Source organism: Cupriavidus sp. UME77 (assembly GCF_014170355.1).
Lineage (GTDB): Bacteria > Pseudomonadota > Gammaproteobacteria > Burkholderiales > Burkholderiaceae > Cupriavidus > Cupriavidus basilensis.
Genome location: NZ_LZZU01000086.1, coordinates 347,209 through 370,417, shown reverse-complemented (window position 1 = coordinate 370,417; position 23,209 = coordinate 347,209). Strand labels below are relative to the sequence as shown.

Genomic DNA, 23,209 nt, shown 5'->3' with positions numbered 1-23,209 from the left:
TGCGTTGAGAGCTGCCGCCAATGCATGCTCGGTCAGTGGTGCAAAGAGGGCTCGGAACGGCTAGAGAGGCGCCCTGTGTCAAGCCGCTCGATCAACTGTGAGGCCATCGGCCAGGGCCCATAGCCAGATGCCGGGTTCAGATGACCGACCTTGCCCAGGTCCACGGTGTCACTGCCCCAGGCCTGGGCGAGTTCGATCACCCTCGACAGATCGCCCAGTGGATCGTTCTGGCTGGTAGCGACCAGGCTGGGAAACGGCAGCCGCTGGCGTGGTACCGGGAGCCAGCCGCTGGACTGGATCGTGGAAAGTGTCGGATAACCTTCCGGCATGGGGCGTTCAAAGTCAGGCGGACATGCCAGCAATGCGCCCTTGATGCGTGCTGCGTATGCGGTTGTCAGGGCCCAGTGGGCAAGCATGATGCAGCCACCGCTGTGAGCGACCAGCAGTACAGGGCCGCCAATGTCTGCCACCGCCTCCTCAATTGCCGCGACGCGGCGAGAACAGTCCAGGTTCTCGCGTCCCATCGGGGGCACTGTGCGTGCACCGGGCATGCGCTCGGCCAGTAATGTCTGCCAATGGTCGGCAACCTGGTCACGCAGGCCGGGGACGATAAGCACAGTGGACATTGTCATAATGGATTTCGATTTGAGGTTGTGCTGGAACTCGGGTCTGTCAACAGCGATCGGGGCATCAGATCCACATCGGCCCCACATCGGCCCCACATCGGAAGACTATCTCTGCAAGACCAAATGTGATGTATTATTTGGGACATTCAATGTCTAAATTGGGACACACCCATGCCCGGCTACACGCCCTTGATCCGAAGCGCCAGTCTGACCGGCTACACGGAACTGGCGCGCCACCATGGACTGAACCCTGAGGCGATGCTGCGCTCGGTGGGGTTGAGTCCTCGAAGCCTTCTCGATCCCGACATGCCGGTCACTTCCATGGCGGTACGCCAGCTGCTGGAGGACAGCGCATCGATGGCGCGCGTGGAAGACTTCGGCTTGCGGCTGGCCATGGACCGGCGGCTGGCCAACCTGGGCCCGATCAGCTTTGTGATGCGTGAAGCACCGAATGCCCGGCAGGCGCTGGACAACCTGTGTCGCTATATGCGCCTGATCAATGCGGCGCTGCTGACTAGCATCGAAGACTTCGGTGGCGCCGTTTTGATTCGCGAAGAGATCCTGGCCACCGGCAAGTACCCGGTGCGGCAGTCCATTGAAATGGCCGTGGGCGTGCTATACCGCACGATCCAGGAACTATTGGGGCCAACCTGGCGGCCCCGAAGCGTCTGTTTCGAGCATCGTCAACCGCACGGTGCTACATGTCACAAAGCGCTGTTCGGCTCGGTGGTTGAATTCAATGCGAGTTTCAATGGCATCGTCTGTGCCGCAAAGGACCTCGCCGCGCCCATGCCGGCCAATGACTACCGTATGACGCCATATGTTCGTCGCTTTCTCGACCAGGCCTTGTCTGGATCCGATGAGAGTGCGACGCACACCGTCCGGCAGGTCGTGGTTGCCATGCTGCCCGGGGGCAGGTGTACGTCGGACCAGGTGGCGAAGCACCTTGGCGTGGATCGCCGAACTTTGCATCGCCGGCTCGTGGCGGAAGGCACGAGCTTTTTGTCACTGCTCCAGGCGGTCCGGGCGGAACTCGCCTCCCGCCAGATCCTCGACAGCGATCGCTCGCTCGCCGAACTCGCCGATCTGCTTGGCTTCTCAAGCCCCAGCGCTTTTGCCTTCTGGTTCAGAAAGCACTTTGGCATGACGGTGTCGAGCTGGAAGCAAACCTCACAGGCAGTCGCAAGTGCATTGCCGCAACGCGGCTGACCTTCGCCCTCTCCCGCTGTAACCTCCGCACCAAGGCAGGCCAGGTTCTGGCGGGGCTCGCCGGTATGATCGCCTCATACCAAAGGGCAATAGACGCCCCCTGCCCCTGCGCCTAGCCTTGCGCTGAACTGGCGGCAGATATTCCTGGCCCCAGGCGCAGCGCAGAACGGCGCTTGGCCCGGCGCCGCGCCCCTCTCCTTGCGGGGCCTTGGCCATATCGGCGTCAAAGGACGGGAATCCCACGGGATTCTCGAACGCGGGCGCGTTGATCCGCGCCCTGCCCATAACGCCCCGCAACGGCTGACTAATACGAAGAGACAATGGCGATGAGCACCATGCAGCTTTAACCTTCGTTCGAGGTGCTTGCGCGGAGCTCCGCCACACTCCCGCGCTGCACCCGACAAGGGATCGGCCGTCCGTCGCCTGTGCCGCGCCATGCCTGCACGATCCTGCCAACCCAACTTCAGGAGAGAATCATGACCAATCCCAAGCTAGAGGTGCTGACCCCTCAGAACAGCCAGCTGATCTTCATCGATCATCAGCCGCAAATGGCCTTCGGCGTGCAGTCGATGGATCGCCAGGCCATGAAGAACAATGCGGTTGGGCTGGCCAAGGCGGCCAAGATCTTCAATATCCCCACCACCATCACCACGGTGGAGAGCGAGTCGTTCTCGGGCTACACCTATCCCGAACTGCTCGACGTATTCCCCGGCCAGAAGACGCTGGAACGCACCTCGATGAACTCGTGGGACGACCAGAAGGTGCGCGACGCGCTGAAAGCCAACGGCCGCAAGAAGGTCGTCGTCGCCGGCCTGTGGACCGAAGTCTGCAACACCACCTTCGCCCTGTGCGCGATGCTCGAAGGCGACTATGAGATCTACATGGTTGGCGATGCCTCCGGCGGCACCAGCAAGGAAGCGCATGACTACGCCATGCAGCGCATGGTGCAGGCCGGCGTGGTACCGGTGACCTGGCAGCAGGTGCTGCTCGAATGGCAGCGCGACTGGGCGCACCGTGATACCTATGACGCCGTGATGAAACTCGTCAAGGAACACTCGGGCGCCTACGGCATGGGCGTGGACTATGCCTACACCATGGTGCACAAGGCCGAGCAACGCACCGCCACGCCGCACGAGTCGCTCGCGCCGGTACCGGCCCGCTGATGCGCCCACATTACCACCCTTATCTTTCGGGCAGACAAGCATGAGCGCGCAATCCAATCAGCAAGGCATGGCCCAGAACCCATCGCGGCGCGAGCTGCTGGTTTCCGGCGCCAGCACAGCCGGTGCCGCCGCCCTCGCGGCCCTGGGCAGCACCGCCGCCGTTGCCGCCGGCAAGCCGCAGGACCACGCCGCATCCCACCATACCGGAGCACGTAGCATGAACACCGTCACCACCAAGGATGGCACCCGGATCTACTACAAGGACTGGGGCACCGGCCGCCCGGTCGTGTTCTCGCACGGCTGGCCGTTGAACGCCGACGCCTGGGACGCCCAGATGCTGTTCCTGGTGCAGCACGGCTTCCGCGTGATCGCGCATGACCGCCGTGGCCATGGCCGCTCCGACCAGCCCGCGAAGGGCAACGACATGGACACCTATGCCGACGACCTGGCCGCGGTGATCGAAGCGCTGGACCTGAAGGGTGCGGCGCTGGTCGGCCACTCCACCGGCGGTGGCGAGGTGGCCCACTACATCGGCCGCCACGGCACCAAGCGCGTGGCCAAGGCCGTGCTGATCGGCGCGGTGCCGCCCATCATGGTCAAGACCCCGTCCAACCCCGGCGGCCTGCCGATGGACGTGTTCGACGGCATCCGCAAGAACACGGCAGAAAACCGTTCGCAGTTCTTCAAGGATCTGGCGGTGCCCTTCTTCGGCTTCAACCGTCCCGGCGCCAAGGTCTCGCAAGGCACCATCGATGCGTTCTGGGCGCAGGGCATGACCGGCAGCATCCTGGGCCAGTACCTGTGCATCAAGGAATTCTCGGAAGTCGACTACACCGAGGACCTGAAGAAGATCGACGTGCCGACGCTGATCCTGCATGGTGATGACGACCAGATCGTGCCGATCGACGATGCGGGCAAGCTCAGCGCCAAGATCGTCAAGAACGCCACGCTGAAGGTCTACCCGGGTGGCGCGCACGGCATGTGCGTGGTGCAAGCCGACAAGGTCAACGCCGACCTGCTGGCCTTCCTCTCGGCCTGATGAGCACGCCGTCCCGCGACCAGCAGACAGGCCGGGACGGCATGCCTGCATCCGATGCCTCCCGGTCCTCCTCGCCTTCCGTCTCACTGACCCGCCGCCAGTTCATCGCCGGCGCCGCCGCGCTCGGCGCGGCGGCTGCCGGCCGGAGTTTCGCCATGACCCAAACCAGCACGCCCGAGCTCATCCTCGTCAACGGCAAGTTCGCCACGCTCGACCGCGCCAATCCGCAGGCCGAAGCCGTGGCCATCAGCGACGGCAAGTTCATCGCCGTCGGCACCCGGCACGAGATCATGCAACTGGCCGGCAACGCCACCAAGGTGGTCGACCTGCAAGGCCGCCGCGCGATTCCCGGGCTGATCGACAGCCACATGCACATCATTCGCGGCGGGCTGAACTACAACATGGAGCTGCGCTGGGACGGCGTGCGCTCGCTGGCCGACGCCATGCGCATGCTCAAGGACCAGGTGGCGCGCACGCCCGCGCCGCAGTGGGTACGCGTGGTCGGCGGCTTCACCGAGCATCAGTTCGCCGAAAAACGCCTGCCGACCATCGAGGAGCTGAATGCGGCGGCGCCGGATACGCCGGTATTCATCCTGCACCTGTACGACCGAGCCATACTCAACGGCGCCGCCCTGCGCGCCGTGGGCTATACCAAGGACACGCCGAACCCGCCGGGCGGCGAGATCGTGCATGACAAGGCTGGCAATCCCACGGGCCTGCTGCTCGCCAAGCCAAACGCCACCATCCTCTACGCCACGCTGGCCAAGGGCCCGAAGCTGCCTCCCGAATACCAGAAGAATTCCACGCGCCATTTCATGCGCGAGGTAAACCGTCTGGGCGTGACCGGCGTCATCGACGCTGGTGGCGGCTACCAGAACTACCCCGAGGACTACCACATCATCGAGGAGCTGCACAAGGACGGGCAGCTCACGGTGCGCCTGGCCTACAACCTGTTCACGCAGAAGCCCAAGGACGAGCTCAGCGATTTCAGCGGCTGGTCCAAGCAGATCAAGCCCGGCCAGGGCGACGACCTGTACCGCCACAACGGCGCCGGCGAGATGCTGGTCTACAGCGCCGCCGACTTCGAGGACTTCCGCGTGGAGCGGCCCGACATGCCGCCGTCGATGGAGGGCGACCTGGAGCCGGTGATACGCCTGCTGGCCGAAAACCGCTGGCCCTGGCGCCTGCACGCCACCTACAACGAGACCATCTCGCGCGCGCTGGATGTCTACGAGAAGGTGGCGAAGGACGTGCCCTTCGACGGCCTGCACTGGTTCTTCGACCACGCCGAGACCATCACGGACCGCAACATCGACCGCATCGCGGCGCTGGGCGGCGGCATCGCCGTGCAACACCGCATGGCCTACCAGGGCGAGTATTTCGTCGAGCGCTACGGCGCGCGCGCGGCCGAGGCCACGCCGCCGATCAAGCGCATGCTTGAGCGCGGTGTCAAGGTCGGCGCCGGCACCGATGCCACCCGCGTGGCCTCGTACAACCCGTGGGTGTCGCTGTATTGGCTGACGACCGGCAAGACAGTGGGCGGGCTGTCGATGTATCCGCAAGCCAACCTGCTCGACCGCGAAACGGCGCTGCGGCTGTGGACCGAAGCCAACACCTGGTTCTCCTCCGAGGAAGGCAAGAAGGGCCAGATCAAGGCCGGCCAGCTGGCCGACCTGGCCGTACTGTCCGCCGACTACTTCAGCGTGCCCGGAGACGATATCCAGGACATCACCTCGGTGATGACCGTGCTGGGCGGCAAGGTGGTGTACGGCGACGGCGATTTCGACAAGCTCGCGCCGGCGCTGCCGCCCGCCATGCCGGACTGGTCGCCGGTGCGCCACGCTGGCGGCTACCAGCCGCGGCCGCAGGCCAAAGCGCTCGCGCTCAACACGGCCTGCGCCTGCGCCAGCGCCTGCGGCGTGCACGGCCACGGCCATGCCAACGCGTGGACGGCCGGCGTGCCTGCGTCGGACGAAAGCACATTCTGGGGCGCGCTCGGCTGTTCCTGCTGGGCCTTCTGAGACGCGCGACCGATCCACGCATCCTGCCAGGGAGACTCCAATATGCGCCCTTCCGCCTCCACCCACCCTCGCGCGGCGGGCGCCGTCCCGCTCCCGTCCTGGCTGCGCTGGCTTGCGCTGCTGGCGCTGTGCGCCGCCTACCTGCAAGGCGGCCTGGTCAAGGCCATGGACTTCGCCGGCGCCATCGGCGAGATGCAGCACTTCGGCCTCGCGCCGGCGGCGCCGCTGGCCGTCGGGGTGATCGCGCTGGAGCTGGGCGCGTCGCTGATGATCCTGTGCGGCGTCTACCGCTGGCTCGGCGCGCTGGCGCTGGCGGCCTTCACGCTGCTGGCGACCCTGCTGGCCAACCGCTTCTGGGCGGCGCCACCAGCCGAGCAGTTCATGATGGCCAACGCCTTTTTCGAGCATATCGGCCTGGTCGGCGGCTTTGTACTGGTGGCGTGGGAAGACCTCTCCCGCCGCGCCGCCGGGCAAACGGCATGAGGCTGGGCATGCCGCGAGCCCGGCAACCCACGCTGAACACTGATCATTGATCACTGAACACAGAACACTGGAAATGCGATGAAGCTCTATATCGTTTCGCTTGGCGCCGGCATCCTCGTCGGCATCATCTACGCCTTGCTGCAGGTCCGCTCGCCCGCCCCGCCCGTGGTCGCGCTGATCGGGCTGCTCGGCATGCTGATCGGCGAGCAGGTCGTGCCGCCGATCAAGCGCATGCTGGCCGGTGAGCCCGTCACCGCCGCCTGGTTTCACGCGGAGTGCGTACCCAAGATCACTGGCACACCGCCCCCGGCAACCTTGGCCGCGGCCCGCAACGACATACCACCAGCGCCGCGCGGCACCACCGATTCGCGCTGAGCCCGCCTCACAAGCCAAGCCTTCCGGCGATTCAAGGCTGCACCTGCGCTGCTCCCGCAGCCATCCGCTGCAAGCGCAGACCTTCTGCGCGCGCCTCGGCTAGTAGCTGATGCCAATCGTCCGGAGGGTGGCCATTTTCCAGCTTCTTGCGGAACACGCGGTAGGCGACGTCACTGCTCTCGAAGGCGCGCTTGGTGTCTTCGTCATTAACCCAGGCAAATACGATGACCTTGCTTTGCGCGTGGTAGCGGAAAAACAGCCGGTACTGTTGAAAGAACTTGGCCCGGAACCAATGTTTGTGATCGCCGCCGAGAGTGCCGCCCTGCCGGTATTCCGGCCGTGCCGGGTCCTGCACGATCACCTCGAACGCCAACCTGGTGATCGCCGCCAGCCGCTTGCTGGCGTTCTTCTTTACGTACCCGGTTGGGTCTCTTTGCTTAAGCGCTTCGACTTGTTGGGTCAGCCCCTCAAGTTGAGCGAGAAACAGGGGATGGGCGAAAACGGTCCAACCGTTGATGACCAAAGGCGCAGGCTGACTCGCGCTCATTCATCGTCTGCCGAAAGGGCGGCATCAAGATCAACTTCAATGCCACCGACCAGCGACTGGATGCGCCGCACAAAGCTGGCATCGACGGCCTGCAGGCGCTCCGGATGGCTGGCGATGTCGCTGACAAGGAAACTCAGGAAGTTGCCCAGCACCGTATCGTCTCCCTCGGAAGCCTCGGCGCGCGTCAGCACGACCTCGCCGCCGGGGCGGATCGTGTAGTGGATCTTGTCGCGCTTGCCCAGCCGCAGGGCGCGGCGCACGGTTTCCGGCACCGTGGTCTGGTAGCGGTCGGTCAGCGTGGATTCAACTTCGAGGGTGGCAGCCATGGGGCTCTCCGGTCAAAGGGGTGGATGCCTTGTATGGTAATGCAGTTGCCTTACCACGTCAATGCAAGTGCATTGCCTCCGGCGTGTGCCATCCTGCCCCAAGCCCAGATGGAGACGGCCTGCCAACCGACCACATCGAGATAGCGCTTTCTTCACTTTTCTCCATGAAGCGCCAGCAGAACGGCCACGAGAACTTGAACCGGAATGGACCCACGATCCCCAATCCCCGAGGCCAGGCCGGGACGGATGCGAAGCTGGCTCACGGCCGCATGCGCGGCAGCTAGACCGCGCCTTTCCCGTCCATATCGCCCACCGCTTCGCCGACGATGCGGCGTAGCCACTCAAGCGCCGCATTACCCAGCACGCGGCGACTGCAGACCATGTCTATGCTGAACGCGTTGTCGCCGAGTTCCGGCGGCAACACATGCAGCGCGATCTGCCGGCCTGCCAATTGCAACGCCGCTCGCCGCGCAAGCGTTGCGACGAGGTCGGTGTTCTGCACGGCATAGGGCAACGCAATGATGTGGGCGAAGGTTGCCGCCACGCGTCGCCTGACTCCCAGCCTGGCCAGGTTCTCATCGATCACGCCGCGGGTGGAACCGTCATCGCTCGGCACGAACAGTGCATGCGGCAACGCGATGAAGGTCTGCAGATCCAGCGGGTGCCGGCGTAGGCGCGGATGGCGGCGGTCAGCGATGCAAACGAATTGCTCCTCATACAGATGGGTGACAAGCATGCGTTTTGGCGGCGCCAGGTGCCCGCCGATGGCCATGTCAAGCACGCCTTCATCCAGTTGCTTGTAGATGGCAGCTTGCGGATCTACCAGCTAACCAGGTTTGGAGCCTGCAATGACCAAGATTTTGCTCACCGGCATCGAGCCCTTCGATGGCGAAACAATCAATCCGTCATGGGAAGCGACGCGTGCGCTCGACGGCCAGTCCATCGATGGCGCAGGCATCGTCTCCCGTCAACTGCCGTGCGTGATCGGCAAGGTGAACCAGGTCTTGCAGCGCGCCATCGAGGAGCTTGATCCGGCCGTGGTCATTTGCCTCGGACAGGCCGGCGGCCGCAGCGATATCTCGATAGAGCGCGTCGCGATCAATGTGGTCGATGCACGGATCCCCGACAATGAAGGGCGCCAGCCTGTCGACGAACCGGTCGTCAGCGGCGGGCCTGCGGCCTATTTCTCCACCCTGCCGATCAAGGCCATTGTCAGCGCGCTTCGTCAACATGGCGTGCCCGCCTCTGTGTCGCAAACCGCCGGCACGTACAACTGCAACGCGATTTTCTATGGGCTATCGCACTACATTGCCGAGTGCCGGCCCAGCCTGCGCGGCGGCTTCGTCCACGTGCCGTATCTGCCTGAAATGGCGGCTCGCCATCCGGGCGCTCCCAGCCTTGCGCTCGATACGCTGATTGCCGGCGTCCGGGTAATGGTGGCGACTACGCTAGCTGTGGAGCAGGACATCCGAGAAGGCGCGGGCGCTCTGCACTGAAATGGCCAGGAACTCGGCGTTGCCGAGCCTGTTACTGGCACATACAGAAATACCCTCCCATAGTAGGGTCAAGTTTCCCCTCGGGTGGTCGATAGAAAGGATCACGGCTTCGGTCTGTGGCCGGCCGGCCAGGCGCGCGCACGTGCATGCGGATCGCTTACGATCATGGGAAAAGACAAACATGGAGCTAGTAGTGAGCATTGATAGCATCATGTCTAAAAAGCTCGTCACCGTCGTGTTCGACGACACGTTGGCAACGATCAAGAACATCTTCGACGAGGCGAAGTTCCACCACCTGCTCGTCGTAGAGGACGGGAAGCTGCATGGTGTTGTATCGGACCGCGATCTGCTGCGCGCGATGAGCCCGTTTATTGGCAGCACGGTAGAGTCGGCCAGGGACGTCAATACCCTCAAGAAGCGCGTGCACCAGATCATGACGCGCAAGCCGGTAACGCTGCGCCCCGAGGCCGGGATTGCTGATGCCATTGCACTATTTCTCGCCCACCAGGTCTCGTGCATTCCCATCGTCGACGAGCAGTTTCGGCCGGTCGGCATCGTGAGTTGGCGCGACATCCTGCGATCGTTGGCGGCAAGTTCCACGCCGCCTGATAGCGCCGCCCAGGAAGGGCATGGCATCTGAGATTCCGCTTCCCCACCGCATTGCCGTCGCGATCGCCTATCGCTGTCGCGCAATCCCTTGGATGCCCCAACCGAAGCAGCATTCTGCAAAGCGGCGCCTGTGACCTTGGTCGGGTCAACCACCCCACCTTCCACCAGGTCACCATATTCGCCCGTCGCCGCGTTGTAGCCAAAACTGCCCGTCCCTTCGGCCACGCGCGCTGCCTTGCGCGACCCGCATGATTTCCCCAGGTCCACGACGTCGGCATGGAGCGGGCCGGCCAGCCAGCTGGCCTTAAGCGTTCCTTAAGCCGCTGTGCCCTATCCTTGTCGCATCGCCAGAATCCAACGTTCCCGATGTCGACGCTCCTTGCCCTGAACCTCACGCTGTTCCAGCGCCTGAACGCCCCCGCAGAGCTGTCTGGCGCCGGCCTCTGGGTGGCCGCTTTCCTTGCCGAAGGGCTGATCGCAACCGCGCCGCTGGTGCTGGCCGCGGGCTGGCTGCGCGCGCGGCCGGGCGAGCGCCAGTTGGTGATGAGCGCCCTGGCGGCCGTGGCGCTGGGCGGGCTCTGCTCGACCCTGTTCGGCCTGCTGCTGCCGATGCCGCGGCCCTTCATGGCGGGCATCGGGCATACCTACCTGGCGCATGCCGCCGACCCCTCCTTTCCGAGCGACCACGTCACGCTGCTGGCGACGCTGGCCTTGGTCCTGCTGCGCGCGCCCGGCAGGGCCCAGCGCCTGAGCGGGACCGGCTTGCTGGTAGCCGCTGCGCTAACGGGCTGGGCCCGCGTCTTCCTCGGCGTACACTTTCCGCTGGACATCGCCGGCGCATTTGCGATAGCGGCATTCTGCGCGGCCGTGGCTACGTCTGCCTTCACGCACCCGCTGCTTGCCGCTGTCACGGTGCGCGCGGAGCAGCTTTACCGGCACCTGCTGGCCTACCCTATCGCACGCGGATGGCTCAACCCATGACAACGGCTGACACGATGCCGCCCCTTGCCACCGCTGGCGCACTGCCGTCCATGCGCGATGCCGACGCCAGCCTGGCCATCGTGGGGCTTGAAGGTGCCGGCCGCGGGCCGTTCAGCCTCACCATCGCGCCCGGCACTTGCGTGATCCTGTCCGGCGCGTCCGGCGCGGGCAAGAGCCTGCTATTGCGCATGATTGCCGATCTCGATCCCAATCGCGGGCAGGTCAGGCTAGGCCAGTCCCCGCGCGAGAGCATGAGCGGGCCGGCCTGGCGGGGCCAGGTCATGTACGTGGCAGCCGAGTCAGGCTGGTGGGGCGACGACGTGCTCGAACATATGACGGACGTGCCGGCCGCCCAGGCGCTGCTGGCGCGGCTGCGCCTGCCCGCGGACATCCTGCAGGCGCCCGTGAGCCGCCTGTCCACCGGCGAGCGCCAGCGCCTCGCGCTGATCCGCGCGCTGGTGCGCCGTCCGCGCTTCCTGCTACTGGATGAGCCGACCTCGGCGCTGGACGCCGAGACCACGCTGGCCGTCGAAGCGCTGCTGCACGACTGCAAGGCACAGGGGCTCGGGCTGCTGATCGTCTCGCACAATTCCGCGCAGGCGGCGCGCCTGCAGGACCGGCACTACCGCCTCGGCGCCGCCGGGCTGGAAGCGGTGCCGGCATGAGCCCGATCCCGCTCACAGCCTATGACCTGGCGCTGGCCAGCCTGCTGGTGCTGGCCGGCGCGGGCGCCTCGCTGGCGATGTCGCTGGACGTGCACCGCAGCCTGCTCTGGGCCGCGGGCCGCATGGTGGTGCAACTGCTGCTGGTCGGCCTGGTGCTGCGCACGGTGTTTGGCTTGTCGTCGCCGCTGGTGACCGCGTTGACGGTGGCCGCCATGATCGCGGCAGCCGCCCGCGAGGTAGGCAGCCGGCAGGAGCGCCGCCTGGCGGGGCCCTGGCACGCACTGATCGGCGCCGCCGCCGTGAGCCTGCCGACGCTGCTGGTGACCGTGCTGGCGCTGACCACGGCTTTGCGCCCGACGCCCTGGTACGACGCCCGCCACGCGATCCCGCTGGCCGGCATCATCCTGGGCAATGTGATGAACGCCGCGAGCCTGGCGCTCAACGGCGCCTTTACCGCGGTCTGGCACCAGCGTGCCGCCATCGATGCGCGCCTGGCGCTTGGCGACGACCGCCAGGCGGCGCTGCGCGTGATCGTGCGCCAGGCGGTGCGCAGCGGCATGCTGCCCACCATGAACACCATGGCGGCGGCCGGCATCATCACCATGCCGGGCATCATGACCGGCCAGATCCTGGCCGGGATGGACCCGATCGCGGCGGCCCGGTACCAGATCCTGCTGATGTTCCTGCTCGCCGGCGGCAGCATGCTAGGCGTGATCCTGGCCGCCACGCTGGCGGTCCGGCGCCTGACCGACCACCGCCACCGCTTGCGCCTGGACCGGCTGCAACGCCGTTGAACCCAGGGCACCCACTCATCACCAACCAAGGAACCCATGCCATGCGCCTGCTGCTGGTGGAAGACGACCCGATGATCGGCGAAAGCGTAGAGGAAGGCCTGCGGGCCGAAGGCTATGCGGTCGACTGGGTCAGGGATGGCCGCCTCGCCGATGCCGCGCTGGCCGCGAACGCGCCCGGCACCTACGACGCCGTGCTGCTCGACCTTGGCCTGCCCGGCCGCTCCGGCGAGGCGGTGCTGCGGCAACTGCGCGCCCGCGGGCTGGCACTGCCGGTGCTGATCCTGACCGCGCGCGACGCCACTGCCGACCGCGTGCGCGGCCTCGATGCCGGCGCCGACGATTACCTGGTCAAGCCGTTCGACCTCGACGAGTTGTTTGCGCGCATCCGGGCCCTGCTGCGCCGTAGCGCCGGGCGCGTCAGCACCGAGCTGGCGCATGGCCCGGTGCGCCTGGACCCCGCCACGCGCGAGGTGCGCTGCGCCGGCGAGATCGTGGCGCTGTCCATGCGCGAGTTCATGGTGCTGCAGGCCTTGATGGAGCAGCCCGGCCACGTTGTGACCCACGAGCGCCTGCGCGAGGCGGTCTACAACATGAACGAGGAAATCAGCAGCAATACGGTGGAAGTCCATATCCATGCGCTGCGCAAGAAGCTCGGCGCCGACTTTATCCGCAATGTGCGCGGCGTCGGCTACAAGCTGGGCGGCCCGGCATGAGAACGATCCGCGCCCAGTTGCTGGCCGGCCTGCTCGGGGCCATGCTCGCATGCGCCCTGGTGGCGGGCGCGGCCGCCTATTTCAAGGTGCGCCGCGAAGCCAACGAGGTCTTCGATGCGCAACTGCAGCAAGCGACACGCATGTTGCCGACACACCTGGAGCGCGATGCCAAGCCGGCGCTGGACGGCAGCGAACTCGACGAGGAGATCGTGGTGCAGGCCTGGGATGTGCAGGGCCGCCAGATCTACGCCTCGCACCCGGTCACGCTGCCGCGCGCGGACCTGCCCGGCTTTCATGACCTGCAGGCGCACGGCAGCGAATGGCGCATCTACGGCGTGCTCGCCGGGGATCGCTATGTGCAGGCCGCGCAATCGGTGGTGTTTCGCCGCAAGCTGGCGGCCTCGCTGTCGCTTGGCGCGCTGCTGCCCATCCTGGCGCTGGTGCCTGCGCTTGGCTTGCTGATCCACCTGGTGGTCAGGCGCTCGCTGCGCCCGGTCGAGGAGATCGCGCACGCGGTCGGCAGCCGCTCGGCAGACACCCTGGCGCCCCTGGACGCGCACGGCTGGCCGCCGGAACTGGTGCCGGTGGTGGACGCCCTCAATGCCCTGCTGGCCCGCCTGCAGCAATCCATGGACACCCAGCGTGCCTTTGTCGCCGACGCCGCGCACGAACTGCGCACGCCGCTCACCGCACTCAAGCTGCAGCTGCAGCTGGCCCTGCGCGCCGACAGCGAAGACAAGCAGAAACTGGCGCTCGCCAAGCTGGGCGAGCGCCTGGACCGCACCACTCACCTGGTAGCGCAGTTGCTGACGCTGGCACGCAGCGAAGACGGCACCCCTGCCACCCAGGCCCCGCTTGCCGACGTGCGCTTGCGCGACGTGGCGGTGCAGGTGGTGCGTGAGCTGCTGCCCATGGCCGAAGCCAAGGATGTGGACCTCGGCCTGGATGCGAGCGCGCCCGAATGCCAGGTGCGCGGCGTGGATGGCGATCTCTTCATCCTGCTGCGCAACCTCGCCGACAATGCGATCCGCTACACCAGCCCAGGTGGCCGGGTCGACCTGCGCATCGAATGGCGCAACGGCGCGCCCATGCTGGGCGTGAGCGACACCGGCCCGGGCATCGCGCCGGCCGAGCGCGACAATGTGTTCCGCCGCTTTCATCGCGGCGACGCCAGCGACGCGCATGGCAGCGGACTGGGCCTGGCGATCGTGCAAAGCATCGCCGCGCGCCATGGCGCCACGGTGTTGCTGGAGGATGGCCCGGCGGGCCGCGGGCTCATGGTGGCCGTGGTGTTCCCGGCGCAAAACGGTGCGTGAAAGGCAACGCCGGTCGTGCACGGCTAGACTGCATTCTTATCCGGAGCTCCGATGCATCCCCAAACCGACTCTCGCGCCCCTGCGTTCTTCGCCCGGCGGGTGGCCGGCCTGCCCGCAGCCCTGTGGCTGCTCGCCGGCCTGTTGATCTTGCTGCTGTGGTTCGGCACGCTGGATTTTCGCCACCTGCTCAGCTCCGATGAAGGCCGCTACGCCGAGATCTCGCGCGAGATGTTCGCCAGCGGGGACTGGGTAACGATCCGCTACAACGCGCTCAAGTACTTCGAGAAGTCGCCTTTCCACATGTGGGTGACGGCGCTGTCATATACCTTGTTCGGCGTGGGCGACTGGCAGGCCCGGCTGTGCGTGGCGCTGTCCGGCATGGTTGGACTCGTCGCGACGATGTTTGCGGCAACGCGCTGGTATGGCATTCGCGCTGGCCTGCTGACCGGCCTGGTGCTGGTGGCCGCACCGATGTGGAGCGTGGCCTCGCACTTCAACTCGCTGGACATGACGCTGTCCGGCGCCATGGCCTGCGTGCTGGCCTTCATGCTGGTAGCACAGCATCCCGACGCCACGCCTGCGGCCCGCCGCTACTGGATGTGGGCCTGCTGGGCGGCCATGGGCGTGGCAATCCTGAGCAAGGGCCTGGTAGGCATCGCCCTGCCCGGCCTCGTGCTGGTCATCTACACCCTGATCTCGCGCGACTTTGGCCTGTGGCGGCGCCTGCACCTGATCTCCGGCATCGTGCTGATGCTGATCGTCACGGTGCCCTGGTTCTGGCTGGTGTCGACGCGCAACCCCGAATTCCCGAGCTTCTTCTTTATCCACGAGCACTGGCAGCGCTACACCTCGACGGTGCACTCGCGCGGCGGGCCGGTCTGGTACTTCGTGCCGTTGCTGGTGGCGGGCTTCGTGCCTTGGCTGGGGCTGGCGCCGCGCATGTGGGAGGTGGTCCGCGACGATGGCGCCGCAGCGCGCGTGGCGACGGTTCGGCGGCTCCGGCCAGCGCTGTTGCTGGCTGTGTGGGCCATCGCCATCTTTGTCTTCTTCAGCCTGTCCGACTCCAAGCTGCCCGGCTATATCGTGCCGGTCTTCCCGGCGCTCGGCATGCTGGCAGCCATGGCGCTGGAGCGCATCGGCGAGCGCGGCTGGCGCCAGCAGCTCAACGCCATGCTGGTGATCATGGCGATCGGGTTGCTGGCCAGCCCGGTGGTGGCCACGCTGCATTCCAACCACACCGCAACCGCCGACTACCGCCGCTACGCGGTCTGGGTGGCCGCCGCGTTTGTCGTGATGCTGGCGGGCACGTGGCTGGCGCGCCGGCTGCTGCGCACCCACGGCCTGATGCCGAGCATCGTGGTCTACACGTTAGCGCTGTTCACGGGCTTTACCGCCGCGCTGCTCGGGCACGAAACGATCGGCGGCCCAGCCTCGGGCGCCAGCCTGGTGCCGGCCATCCGGGCGGTGCTCAAGGACGACATGCCGATCTACGGCGTGCGCACGCTGGACCACACCCTGCCGTACTATCTGCGCCACACCACCGTGATGGTGGAACACCCCGACGAGCTGGAGTTCGGCACCCAGCAGGAGCCGCAGAAATGGCTGCCCACGCTCGACAGCTTTATCGCCCGCTGGCGCGAGGGGCCGCCGGCACTGGCGATCATGTCCGCCGATACCTACCGCGAGCTGACCACGCGCCAGGTGCCCATGCACCTGGTTGCGCAAGACCCGCGGCGCATCGTGGTGGCCAATTTTCCGATGCCGCCTTTGCCTGGCCGCTAAACGCGGCCGTGGCATATCCAGCACGCGGCAGAATCTTGCTTCTTATAGCCAAGCCTAGATCTTTTTTTAGAATTATTGGATCAACAATTCAAACCAAACATGACAGCACTTCCAATGTCATATTTAAGAAGCCAATTTAATGGATCACCTTACCCCACCAAGGCATGGAACACCAATCCTTGCCTCTTCCTCACTCCTGTTTCGCACGCATGCCGATCTGCTTCCGTGCACTTGCACTGCTCCTTTCTTCCACTCACCTCAGATATTTAAATAACAATCATTATCAATACATGACGTATTTCCTGCAGTAAATCGTCAATATCTGCAGATCCCTGGTGAGTAGCTTACAGTTTCATTTCAATGGATTGCATAATTTTCCTGATCAGGCAGAGTGTCTTTTCTTTCCAGTGACATATGATTGAGGCGGCGCTTAGGGCATCAGGGCCGTCACGGGCTTCGGTACATACGTCGCCACAAAGGTCAAACATGAAACGTGCTGCACTACTCGCCACGCCGTTCGCCTTGTTGCCGCTTGTCGTGCTGGCATCGCCCGGAAACGTGCCGCACGTCGTCCACGTCATCCATGTGGGACTCTCGCTGTTCTGCGCCGCCGCCGCGGTCTTCGGCATTGTCTATATGGTGTCGGCAGGTGTCCTCATCCGGCGGTTCTTCGCTCGCGCACCAGCAGAGCCCGATAGCTTCCCGCCGGTTACCATCATCAAGCCGCTCCGTGGCCAAGAGCGGATGCTGCTCGATAACCTGTCGAGCTTCTGCAGACAGGACTACCCGGGCCCCGTGCAGTTCCTGTTCGGCGTGCAGGACTCAGGCGATCCCGCGCTGGAAATACTGAATCAGCTTCGGCTTGTGCACCCTGAAGCCCAGATCACGGTGGTAAGCGATTCCCGCTTGTCCGGCGCCAACCGCAAGATGAGCAACATCCTCAATATGCTGCCGCAGGTGCAGCACGACGTGCTGGTGTTCGCAGATAGCGATGTTGGCGTCGAACCTGGCTACCTTCGCCATGTCGTCGGCGAACTGCAAAAACCGGACGTTGGGCTCGTGACCTGTCTCTACCGGGGGCGGCCTTCCCCTGGCCTCTGGCCCCGGCTATCGGCAATGGCCACCAACTATCAGTTTGTTCCCGCTGTGGTGACCGGCCTCGCGCTCGGGCTCGCGCGCCCCTGCTTTGGCCAGACCATCGCAACGCGCCGGGCGACCGTGGAGAGGATCGGTGGTTTCTTGCAATTCGCGCATCACCTGGCCGAAGATCACGCCATCGGCAAGGCCGTGCGGGAGGCAGGCGAGAAAGTCGCCATCCCGCCATTTTTCGTCACGCATGCCTGTGTCGAAGCCGACGCAACCGAGCTTCTGGCGCACGAACTGCGCTGGAGCCGAACGATTCGGACCATCGACCCGATTGGACATCTGGGTTCCGTGCTGACCTATCCTCTGATCTTTTCCGCGCTCGCCACGTTCGCATCCGGCGGCGCGGCCTGGTCATTGGCGCTGGTACTGACGGCGGTATTGGCAAGGCTGCTGCTCAAATGGCAAATCGACCATGCCACGTGCCAGCCATACCGCGACGCCTGGCTGCTACCGATCTGGGACTTTCTATCATTCTGCATCTTTGTTGCCAGCTTTTTCTCCAGGCGCGTGGTGTGGCGTGGATTCAGTTTCGAGGTCAGTGGCAATGGCCTGCTGCACCCGGTCAAGAAGGACTGATTCTCGATGCCGGTGCCTTGTCCGGGACGAACAGGTGCGTCCCGCCAGGCGGCGGCATCCGATTTCGCTCCTCCTGTCGTCATTGACGCGATTCATCCTCGGAGCGGCACTCGCATCATGAAGTATCTCGGTTCCATAACGGCCTTTGTCGGCCTGGTGGCTGCGCTCTGGCTCGTCTGGCACGAAGACCCCGGCCAGGTGCTCTCCTTGATGCGCGCCGCGGGCGGCGGACTTGTTATCGCCGGGCTTGCGCATTGGCTTCCCATGCTGTTCAACGCGTGCGACTGGCAGACACTGATTCCAGAAACGAAACGGCCCGGACTTGGCGCGATGCTGCGGCTGGTCTGGATCCGGGAGTCGGTGAACGGCTTGCTGCCTGTCGCCCGCGTAGGGGGCGAGATCGTCTCGTTCCGGCTGATGCGGCACTGGGGACTGCGCGCGTCGACGGCATCGGCCAGCCTGATCGTCGATATGCAACTGACCTTGATCAGCCAACTGATTTTCACGATGGTGGGGATCGGCTTCCTGCTCTCGGCACATTCAGACTCGAAGGCACTCCATCTCGCCGGCAATCTCGCCTGGGGTGTAGTCGTGCTGATGCCGCTGCTGGTGTTGTTCGTACTGGTGCAGCACGCCAGTCCATTCGAACGGGCCAGTCGTGCTCTGAGCCGGTTGACCAGCGGCAAACTTGCCGCGCTGACTGGCCAGTCGGCCAGGATCGATCAATCGATCAAGCTTGTCTGGCGCCGCCGCGCCGTCGTCATTCGCTACCTGTTCTTCTGGCAGCCGCTGCAGTACATGGCGACTGCGCTGGAGCTGTGGCTAGCACTATATTTCCTTGGGGAGCCGGTGAGCATGATGGATGCCCTGGTGCTCGAAGCCCTGGTTCAGGCACTCAGCAGCGCGGCTTTTTTCGTGCCTGCGGCACTGGGGGTTCAGGAAGGTGGCTTTGTCCTGATCGGGACCGCGCTGGGTCTTGAGCCCACGACCTGCATTGCGCTGGCCGGTGCCCGTCGCATCCGGGACTTGATGATTTACCTGCCCGGGCTGCTTGCCTGGCAAATCTCGGAATCGCGCAGCCGCATCGGCCGGCTTCGCTCCTGACTCGATCTGCAGCAATACGGAATATGCAGCAACTCATGAAAAAGACGCGCCGCGCGCGCCTGAAATCCCGGCAGTGTGACCGCAAGCTACCAACGGGGCTGCCCGGAATGCGCTCCAAGTCCCACTCGTGCGCCGCCCTTTGCTTGTGCTCCGCGTTGCTCGGTTTCCTGAGCGCACCGGCCTCGGCGGTGCTACCGGATGAAATCCAGGTGTACACCGGCGATATCAACGCGCCGGGAGAGTTCGGACTCGAACTGCATCTCAACACCACGCCAAGCGGCCATTCGCAGCCATCCTATCCCGGCGAAGTCACCACGCCGCACGGCTGGCGCGCGACCGCCGAGTTCTCCTATGGCCTCGCGCCTGCCTGGGAGCTTGGGTTTTACATCCCCACCATGCTGTCGCGAGACAACACCTACTACGTGACCGGCCCCAAGCTTCGTGTGAAGTGGATGCCGATCCGCACTGTCGATGGCGCTGGATACTTCGCTGGCGCCAACGTTGAACTCGCGCGCGTTGGACAGAAATTCGAGAGCGCGACCAAGACCCTGGAGCTGCGGCCAATCATCGGTTATCAGGACAGTAATTGGCTCTTTGCCTTTAACCCCGTGCTGGGATGGGATCTTGCCGGCCCGGACAAAAGCGCTGTCCCCAGCGCAACCCCTAGCTTCAAGGTGGCCCGAACAGTATTGCCAGGATTGCGCGCGGGGGCCGAGTACTACATGGATCTGGGCCGCGTCAATCATCCAGCCACGGGGCCTGGGCAGGCACAGACCATCTATCTTGCTTTCGATGTGAGTCGCGGCCCCCTGGTCTTCAATTTCGGCATAGGCCGCGGGCTATCCCAGGCAGCTGACCGCTGGACACTGAAATGGATCTTCGAGATACCGTTCTCCTGACCCGCCAGCCCTGAGAAGAGACATCGCCGGGATAAGTACCGGGATTAGCGCCGGGAGGCTCATGAGCCTGGGCGCCTTCGCGCGCAAATCGGTCATCGACCTACGAACGTCGGGTCCGATTCCTTTGCCTACCCAACAATCACAAACAAAATATGACTGAATCGGAATCGGAATCGGACTCACTTGGATTGCAGATAGGTGGCAACGGCGTTGGCTTGATCGTTATTCAGATTGTGCGCGACCGCACTCATGACCGGTGCATTGCCGCGCGACTTGTCCCTGAAAGCCTCGATCTGACGTAATAGATAGGATTTATGCTGCCCGGCAAGTCGCGGGAATTGCGCAGCCCCCTGTCCCTGCGCGCCATGACAGGACGCGCAGGCTGGCACCCCGTCATCGGCAGCGCCATGCTCGAAAATGGTCTGCCCCTTGGACATCAGTGCCGTGTCTCCGGCCGCACCGGGTGCCGCGGTTTGACCTGCATAGTATTCGGCCAGCGATCGTATGGTTGCGTCGTCAAGTTGTGACGCGATGCCCCACATGAATGAACGCGCCTCCGTTTCGCCACGCGCATGCTCCCGGAAACCTTTGAGCTGCGCCTCCAGGTATTCAGGTGTCTGAGCGTCGAGCCGGGGGAACATTGGCGACTCGCTTCGCCCGTGAATGCCATGGCATGTTGCGCATAGCTGGGCAGCGAGCTTGGCGCCATCCTCGCCATAAGCCTGGATGATCGTCATGCTCATGCCGGTGAAGGTCAGCTGCGCGATCAACAGTACACGGATGGTCTGCGTCATTTTCATAGTCGTACCAGGCCCCGAAAATCTCCAGCGGCAGATGTTGCCGGTGGCTCGTTCAGAACATAAACCAGCCGAGCAGATATAGCGTGTTGTTATCGCCGGCATTCCTGCCGTTACCGTCGTAGTTGGAGCGTGCACCATTGAATTTAAGGAACCACGTGTACTGCACCGCAAACTTGACTTGCGGGTGAGGCAGATAGTTGAGCTCGAAGATCAGCCCGCGCGTGTCGGGATATCCATTGGCGCTGCCTGTGACCGGCGCCGGAGCGTACAAGCCCGTGTCCGCGTTTCCGGTGGTCGAGAAATAGGCCAGTGTGCCACCATACTTGCGCTGGTAGATATAGGATGCCTTGGCCTTGAAGGTCGTGAGGTGGTCGGTCGGGTTCGCCGGTGTGGGGCCAGCGCCTATGCCGCCGCTGGGAAAGCTCGCGCGCCAGTCCTGTTTCTCGTAGATCCAGGCTGCCTGGGCAGTAAAGGCATGCGGTAGCGTGAGGTACTGGTACTGCGCGTCCAGCGCATAGTCGCTGAAGCGGTCCGTGGGCGTTCCGGGCAAGGTATTGTCCGGATACCGGCTGGCTATCAGGCCAAAGGTGCCCGCCATGATGGAGTGCGCGCCCCACTCCCGGTTGTACGCAACGCGCCAATATGGGTTCGCGCCACTCAGGCGTGCCACGCCCCCGGGTGTGTTGCTATCTTGTCCGGTCCGGAATACCGAGAATGCCTGGTCAGCTGTCCGATAGAGGCCAAATTCGATATAGAGGCTGCGCTGCCAGAAGAGGTACGCGGACGCGCCCGCCACTTGTTGATCCAACCCGCCATCGATGAGCGTGCTCGCCATTGGCGTGAGCGAAACACTGCTCGACGCGTAGGGATAGCCGAAGGCTGGCGTGCTGTTCCACACGTCGGAGACCGTCGGGTTATTGTTGACGGTCATGCCATAGATGAAGTCGACATCGTTATCTGTCAGATGCCATGCGGCACGGATATCGGTGTTGTCGAGCCCGGCATGGTGGGCGATGCCATCGTAGGTCCACTGCGTAAAGGCGCCCACGTGGTCAACGATGCGGCCTGCATAAAAGATGCTCGCCTGCTGCAGCGTAGTGTCGCCATCACGGAGAAAATCGTAGTTGGCCCGGTCAAGGGTCCGGGTATGTGTTTTTGATACCTGCACCATTGCCGAGACCGGAATGGTGGTGTTGTTCGTCAAGGTGTAGCCAGTCAACTTGAAGAAGCGGCCGAACGGAGTCAGTTCGGGAAAATTCACATGGCAGGCCATGCAGGCCATGCCTGTCTGGCGGGCAAAGGCGGGAACCGCCTCCGCCTCCTTCGGCTGCAGAGCGACCACGCAGGCAAGCGTCAACAGCGCCGCTACGGCGTACCTTGTGTAAGCTCTCATCATGTCCCCCGCCTGCGCCTCGGATTCCGCTCTTAGGCTGGCATTTTTTCCAAGCCTAGAAAATCAAGTAGCCTTTGAACAGGGATTTCGACGCAAAAGCTTGCGCTGCGTCAAGTTGAGCGGATGGGGCGGCCAGCCGCGACTTCGACGATCCCCTTTGCCGCCGTCCAGGCGCTTCTGCCAACCCTCCAGATGAGGAAATATGCCCAGGCGACATAAGGAACAGCATCGTGTGGAGGCCATTGGGTGGTTGCGTGCCGCGGTGCTCGGCGCCAATGACGGCATCGTATCGACCGCAAGCCTCGTTATCGGCGTCGCATCGGCACACACCGCTCACGAAAATATCGTGCTCACGGCCGTAGCGGGTCTGGTCGCAGGGGCCATGTCGATGGCAACAGGGGAATACGTATCAGTTTCATCTCAGGCGGATACCGAAGCGGCGGCCCTGTCCGAGGAGCAGGCTGAACTCGACGCCGATTTTCCACGCGAGCAGCAAGAACTGACCGCCATTTATATGCATCGTGGCCTGGATCTTTCGCTTGCCAGGCAGGTTGCCGAAAAGCTGATGGCGCACGACGCGCTTGGCACGCATGCACGCGATGAGCTGGGTCTTTCGACTGCGACCTCTGCCCGGCCTTTGCAAGCCGCGCTGGCTTCCGCCTGCAGTTTTTCGGTGGGCGCAGCCCTGCCGGCTACCGTCGCCGCGCTTGCCCCCGAATCGGGGGTGATCCCGTGCATAGTCATCTCGGCGTTGATATCGCTGGCTGCGCTGGGCGGTCTGGCCGCAAAGACCGGCGGTGCGAAAGTCGGCCCGGGTGTTATCCGCGTGGTCTTCTGGAGTGCCTTGGCCATGGCCGTGTCATCAGGCATCGGCCTGTTGTTTGGCAACATAGGCTGAGACGCCGTAGCGTGACGGCGCGCAGCCCGAGGCGCCGCTTGAAATGTTCCCGCTCAAGGTAGCGCAAGCCGACTGCGCAGCGGTGGATCGGGCAGCGGCCTTGATCGCCAGAGGTGACGTGACGATGTGGGTCGACGAACGCGTACTCAAAGCGGCTACCATCGGGCCTCGCGCGTCAATCACCGCACGTACCGACTCGAGACGCTTACCTGCGATCGCCTCCGGGCTCGCCACTTCAGTTCCCAGGC

The 23,209-nt window shown here is 64.4% G+C and carries 24 protein-coding genes; 18 read left to right on the top strand and 6 right to left on the bottom strand.

The genetic code is table 11. The features are described from left to right. Window positions 1–32: 32 nt before the first annotated feature. Window positions 33–632 carry an alpha/beta hydrolase gene (locus tag A9975_RS33355; RefSeq protein ID WP_183036445.1) on the bottom strand — a complete coding sequence of 200 codons (600 nt, stop codon included), beginning with the start codon at window positions 630–632 and terminating at the stop codon, window positions 33–35. Between the two features lie 165 nt (window positions 633–797). On the opposite strand from A9975_RS33355, the gene A9975_RS33350 reads away from it, so the two are divergent. The 6 genes from A9975_RS33350 to A9975_RS33325 all read left to right on the top strand — a co-directional run bounded on the left by A9975_RS33350 (window position 798) and on the right by A9975_RS33325 (window position 6,916). Next, on the top strand, window positions 798–1,835 hold the full coding sequence (locus tag A9975_RS33350; protein WP_183036444.1) for an AraC family transcriptional regulator: 1,038 nt from the start codon (window positions 798–800) through the stop codon (window positions 1,833–1,835). A 476-nt stretch (window positions 1,836–2,311) separates the two neighbouring features. Continuing rightward, entirely contained in the window at window positions 2,312–2,998 is a 687-nt protein-coding gene (locus A9975_RS33345) for a hydrolase (RefSeq protein WP_183036443.1), read from the top strand. A gap of 217 nt (window positions 2,999–3,215) precedes the next feature. Then, window positions 3,216–4,037 (top strand): alpha/beta fold hydrolase, encoded by an 822-nt coding sequence (locus A9975_RS33340; protein ID WP_183036475.1) that lies wholly within the window; start codon window positions 3,216–3,218, stop codon window positions 4,035–4,037. Between the two features lie 155 nt (window positions 4,038–4,192). Next, window positions 4,193–6,058 (top strand): amidohydrolase, encoded by a 1,866-nt coding sequence (locus A9975_RS33335; protein ID WP_150984690.1) that lies wholly within the window; start codon window positions 4,193–4,195, stop codon window positions 6,056–6,058. A 42-nt stretch (window positions 6,059–6,100) separates the two neighbouring features. After that, window positions 6,101–6,541: a DoxX family protein gene (locus tag A9975_RS33330; protein WP_183036442.1), complete on the top strand. Its 441-nt coding sequence runs from the start codon at window positions 6,101–6,103 to the stop codon at window positions 6,539–6,541. 78 nt (window positions 6,542–6,619) lie between these two features. Continuing rightward, entirely contained in the window at window positions 6,620–6,916 is a 297-nt protein-coding gene (locus tag A9975_RS33325) for a XapX domain-containing protein (protein WP_183036441.1), read from the top strand. Window positions 6,917–6,947: 31 nt separating this feature from the next. Here the strand turns inward: A9975_RS33325 and A9975_RS33320 are convergent, their stop codons facing one another. From A9975_RS33320 to A9975_RS33310, 3 genes are all read right to left on the bottom strand, one after another. Beyond that, window positions 6,948–7,463, bottom strand: coding sequence for a type II toxin-antitoxin system YhaV family toxin (locus A9975_RS33320; RefSeq protein ID WP_183036440.1), 516 nt, complete (start codon window positions 7,461–7,463; stop codon window positions 6,948–6,950). Further along, on the bottom strand, window positions 7,460–7,789 hold the full coding sequence (locus tag A9975_RS33315; RefSeq protein WP_183036439.1) for a type II toxin-antitoxin system PrlF family antitoxin: 330 nt from the start codon (window positions 7,787–7,789) through the stop codon (window positions 7,460–7,462). The genes A9975_RS33320 and A9975_RS33315 overlap by 4 nt, the downstream gene beginning before the upstream one ends. A 280-nt stretch (window positions 7,790–8,069) precedes the next feature. Continuing rightward, complete coding sequence (locus A9975_RS33310) at window positions 8,070–8,594, bottom strand: LysR substrate-binding domain-containing protein (RefSeq protein WP_370565960.1); 525 nt, start codon at window positions 8,592–8,594, stop codon at window positions 8,070–8,072. Window positions 8,595–8,637: 43 nt separating this feature from the next. Between A9975_RS33310 and pcp the strand changes: the two genes are divergently transcribed. The 11 genes from pcp (at window position 8,638) to A9975_RS33255 (ending at window position 19,870) form a co-directional block, all read left to right on the top strand. Further along, window positions 8,638–9,285, top strand: a complete 648-nt coding sequence (pcp, locus tag A9975_RS33305) for a pyroglutamyl-peptidase I (protein WP_183036438.1) — start codon at window positions 8,638–8,640, stop codon at window positions 9,283–9,285. Between the two features lie 193 nt (window positions 9,286–9,478). After that, entirely contained in the window at window positions 9,479–9,925 is a 447-nt protein-coding gene (locus A9975_RS33300; protein WP_183036437.1) for a CBS domain-containing protein, read from the top strand. A 335-nt stretch (window positions 9,926–10,260) separates the two neighbouring features. After that, complete coding sequence (locus A9975_RS33295; RefSeq protein ID WP_183036436.1) at window positions 10,261–10,875, top strand: phosphatase PAP2 family protein; 615 nt, start codon at window positions 10,261–10,263, stop codon at window positions 10,873–10,875. Then, the gene (locus A9975_RS33290) at window positions 10,872–11,540 is read left to right on the top strand and encodes an ATP-binding cassette domain-containing protein (protein WP_370565958.1); all 669 of its coding nucleotides are present in this window, start codon (window positions 10,872–10,874) and stop codon (window positions 11,538–11,540) included. Before A9975_RS33295 ends, A9975_RS33290 begins: the two co-directional genes overlap by 4 nt. Further along, on the top strand, window positions 11,537–12,334 hold the full coding sequence (fetB, locus tag A9975_RS33285) for an iron export ABC transporter permease subunit FetB (RefSeq protein ID WP_183036435.1): 798 nt from the start codon (window positions 11,537–11,539) through the stop codon (window positions 12,332–12,334). The genes A9975_RS33290 and fetB overlap by 4 nt, the downstream gene beginning before the upstream one ends. Window positions 12,335–12,375: 41 nt before the next feature. Then, complete coding sequence (locus A9975_RS33280; RefSeq protein ID WP_183036434.1) at window positions 12,376–13,047, top strand: response regulator transcription factor; 672 nt, start codon at window positions 12,376–12,378, stop codon at window positions 13,045–13,047. Continuing rightward, window positions 13,044–14,363, top strand: coding sequence for an ATP-binding protein (locus A9975_RS33275; RefSeq protein ID WP_183036433.1), 1,320 nt, complete (start codon window positions 13,044–13,046; stop codon window positions 14,361–14,363). The genes A9975_RS33280 and A9975_RS33275 overlap by 4 nt, the downstream gene beginning before the upstream one ends. Window positions 14,364–14,414: 51 nt before the next feature. Further along, window positions 14,415–16,145, top strand: coding sequence for a glycosyltransferase family 39 protein (locus A9975_RS33270; protein WP_183036432.1), 1,731 nt, complete (start codon window positions 14,415–14,417; stop codon window positions 16,143–16,145). A 486-nt stretch (window positions 16,146–16,631) separates the two neighbouring features. Continuing rightward, window positions 16,632–17,867, top strand: coding sequence for a bacteriohopanetetrol glucosamine biosynthesis glycosyltransferase HpnI (hpnI, locus tag A9975_RS33265; protein ID WP_183036431.1), 1,236 nt, complete (start codon window positions 16,632–16,634; stop codon window positions 17,865–17,867). 117 nt (window positions 17,868–17,984) lie between these two features. Next, a complete protein-coding gene (locus A9975_RS33260) occupies window positions 17,985–18,971 on the top strand; it encodes a lysylphosphatidylglycerol synthase domain-containing protein (RefSeq protein ID WP_183036430.1) in 987 nt (328 codons plus the stop codon). Between the two features lie 107 nt (window positions 18,972–19,078). Beyond that, on the top strand, window positions 19,079–19,870 hold the full coding sequence (locus A9975_RS33255) for a hypothetical protein (protein ID WP_183036472.1): 792 nt from the start codon (window positions 19,079–19,081) through the stop codon (window positions 19,868–19,870). Window positions 19,871–20,049: 179 nt separating this feature from the next. Here A9975_RS33255 and A9975_RS33250 read toward each other — a convergent pair whose 3' ends face one another. After that, window positions 20,050–20,613, bottom strand: a complete 564-nt coding sequence (locus A9975_RS33250; protein WP_255504179.1) for a cytochrome c — start codon at window positions 20,611–20,613, stop codon at window positions 20,050–20,052. 109 nt (window positions 20,614–20,722) lie between these two features. Beyond that, the gene (locus A9975_RS33245) at window positions 20,723–21,931 is read right to left on the bottom strand and encodes a cytochrome C (protein ID WP_183036471.1); all 1,209 of its coding nucleotides are present in this window, start codon (window positions 21,929–21,931) and stop codon (window positions 20,723–20,725) included. 334 nt (window positions 21,932–22,265) lie between these two features. Between A9975_RS33245 and A9975_RS33240 the strand changes: the two genes are divergently transcribed. Continuing rightward, complete coding sequence (locus tag A9975_RS33240) at window positions 22,266–22,961, top strand: VIT family protein (protein WP_183036428.1); 696 nt, start codon at window positions 22,266–22,268, stop codon at window positions 22,959–22,961. The last annotated feature ends 248 nt before the right edge of the window (window positions 22,962–23,209 follow it).

What these genes read in the sequence shown, in the direction of transcription:
- A9975_RS33355 (WP_183036445.1), bottom strand. Translation starts at nt 632, where the DNA reads ATGACAATGTCCACTGTGCTTATCGTCCCCGGCCTGCGTGACCAGGTT.
- A9975_RS33350 (WP_183036444.1), top strand. Translation starts at nt 798, where the DNA reads ATGCCCGGCTACACGCCCTTGATCCGAAGCGCCAGTCTGACCGGCTAC.
- A9975_RS33345 (WP_183036443.1), top strand. Translation starts at nt 2,312, where the DNA reads ATGACCAATCCCAAGCTAGAGGTGCTGACCCCTCAGAACAGCCAGCTG.
- A9975_RS33340 (WP_183036475.1), top strand. Translation starts at nt 3,216, where the DNA reads ATGAACACCGTCACCACCAAGGATGGCACCCGGATCTACTACAAGGAC.
- A9975_RS33335 (WP_150984690.1), top strand. Translation starts at nt 4,193, where the DNA reads ATGACCCAAACCAGCACGCCCGAGCTCATCCTCGTCAACGGCAAGTTC.
- A9975_RS33330 (WP_183036442.1), top strand. Translation starts at nt 6,101, where the DNA reads ATGCGCCCTTCCGCCTCCACCCACCCTCGCGCGGCGGGCGCCGTCCCG.
- A9975_RS33325 (WP_183036441.1), top strand. Translation starts at nt 6,620, where the DNA reads ATGAAGCTCTATATCGTTTCGCTTGGCGCCGGCATCCTCGTCGGCATC.
- A9975_RS33320 (WP_183036440.1), bottom strand. Translation starts at nt 7,463, where the DNA reads ATGAGCGCGAGTCAGCCTGCGCCTTTGGTCATCAACGGTTGGACCGTT.
- A9975_RS33315 (WP_183036439.1), bottom strand. Translation starts at nt 7,789, where the DNA reads ATGGCTGCCACCCTCGAAGTTGAATCCACGCTGACCGACCGCTACCAG.
- pcp (WP_183036438.1), top strand. Translation starts at nt 8,638, where the DNA reads ATGACCAAGATTTTGCTCACCGGCATCGAGCCCTTCGATGGCGAAACA.
- A9975_RS33295 (WP_183036436.1), top strand. Translation starts at nt 10,261, where the DNA reads ATGTCGACGCTCCTTGCCCTGAACCTCACGCTGTTCCAGCGCCTGAAC.
- A9975_RS33290 (WP_370565958.1), top strand. Translation starts at nt 10,872, where the DNA reads ATGACAACGGCTGACACGATGCCGCCCCTTGCCACCGCTGGCGCACTG.
- fetB (WP_183036435.1), top strand. Translation starts at nt 11,537, where the DNA reads ATGAGCCCGATCCCGCTCACAGCCTATGACCTGGCGCTGGCCAGCCTG.
- A9975_RS33280 (WP_183036434.1), top strand. Translation starts at nt 12,376, where the DNA reads ATGCGCCTGCTGCTGGTGGAAGACGACCCGATGATCGGCGAAAGCGTA.
- A9975_RS33275 (WP_183036433.1), top strand. Translation starts at nt 13,044, where the DNA reads ATGAGAACGATCCGCGCCCAGTTGCTGGCCGGCCTGCTCGGGGCCATG.
- A9975_RS33270 (WP_183036432.1), top strand. Translation starts at nt 14,415, where the DNA reads ATGCATCCCCAAACCGACTCTCGCGCCCCTGCGTTCTTCGCCCGGCGG.
- hpnI (WP_183036431.1), top strand. Translation starts at nt 16,632, where the DNA reads ATGAAACGTGCTGCACTACTCGCCACGCCGTTCGCCTTGTTGCCGCTT.
- A9975_RS33260 (WP_183036430.1), top strand. Translation starts at nt 17,985, where the DNA reads ATGAAGTATCTCGGTTCCATAACGGCCTTTGTCGGCCTGGTGGCTGCG.
- A9975_RS33255 (WP_183036472.1), top strand. Translation starts at nt 19,079, where the DNA reads ATGCGCTCCAAGTCCCACTCGTGCGCCGCCCTTTGCTTGTGCTCCGCG.
- A9975_RS33250 (WP_255504179.1), bottom strand. Translation starts at nt 20,613, where the DNA reads ATGAGCATGACGATCATCCAGGCTTATGGCGAGGATGGCGCCAAGCTC.
- A9975_RS33240 (WP_183036428.1), top strand. Translation starts at nt 22,266, where the DNA reads ATGCCCAGGCGACATAAGGAACAGCATCGTGTGGAGGCCATTGGGTGG.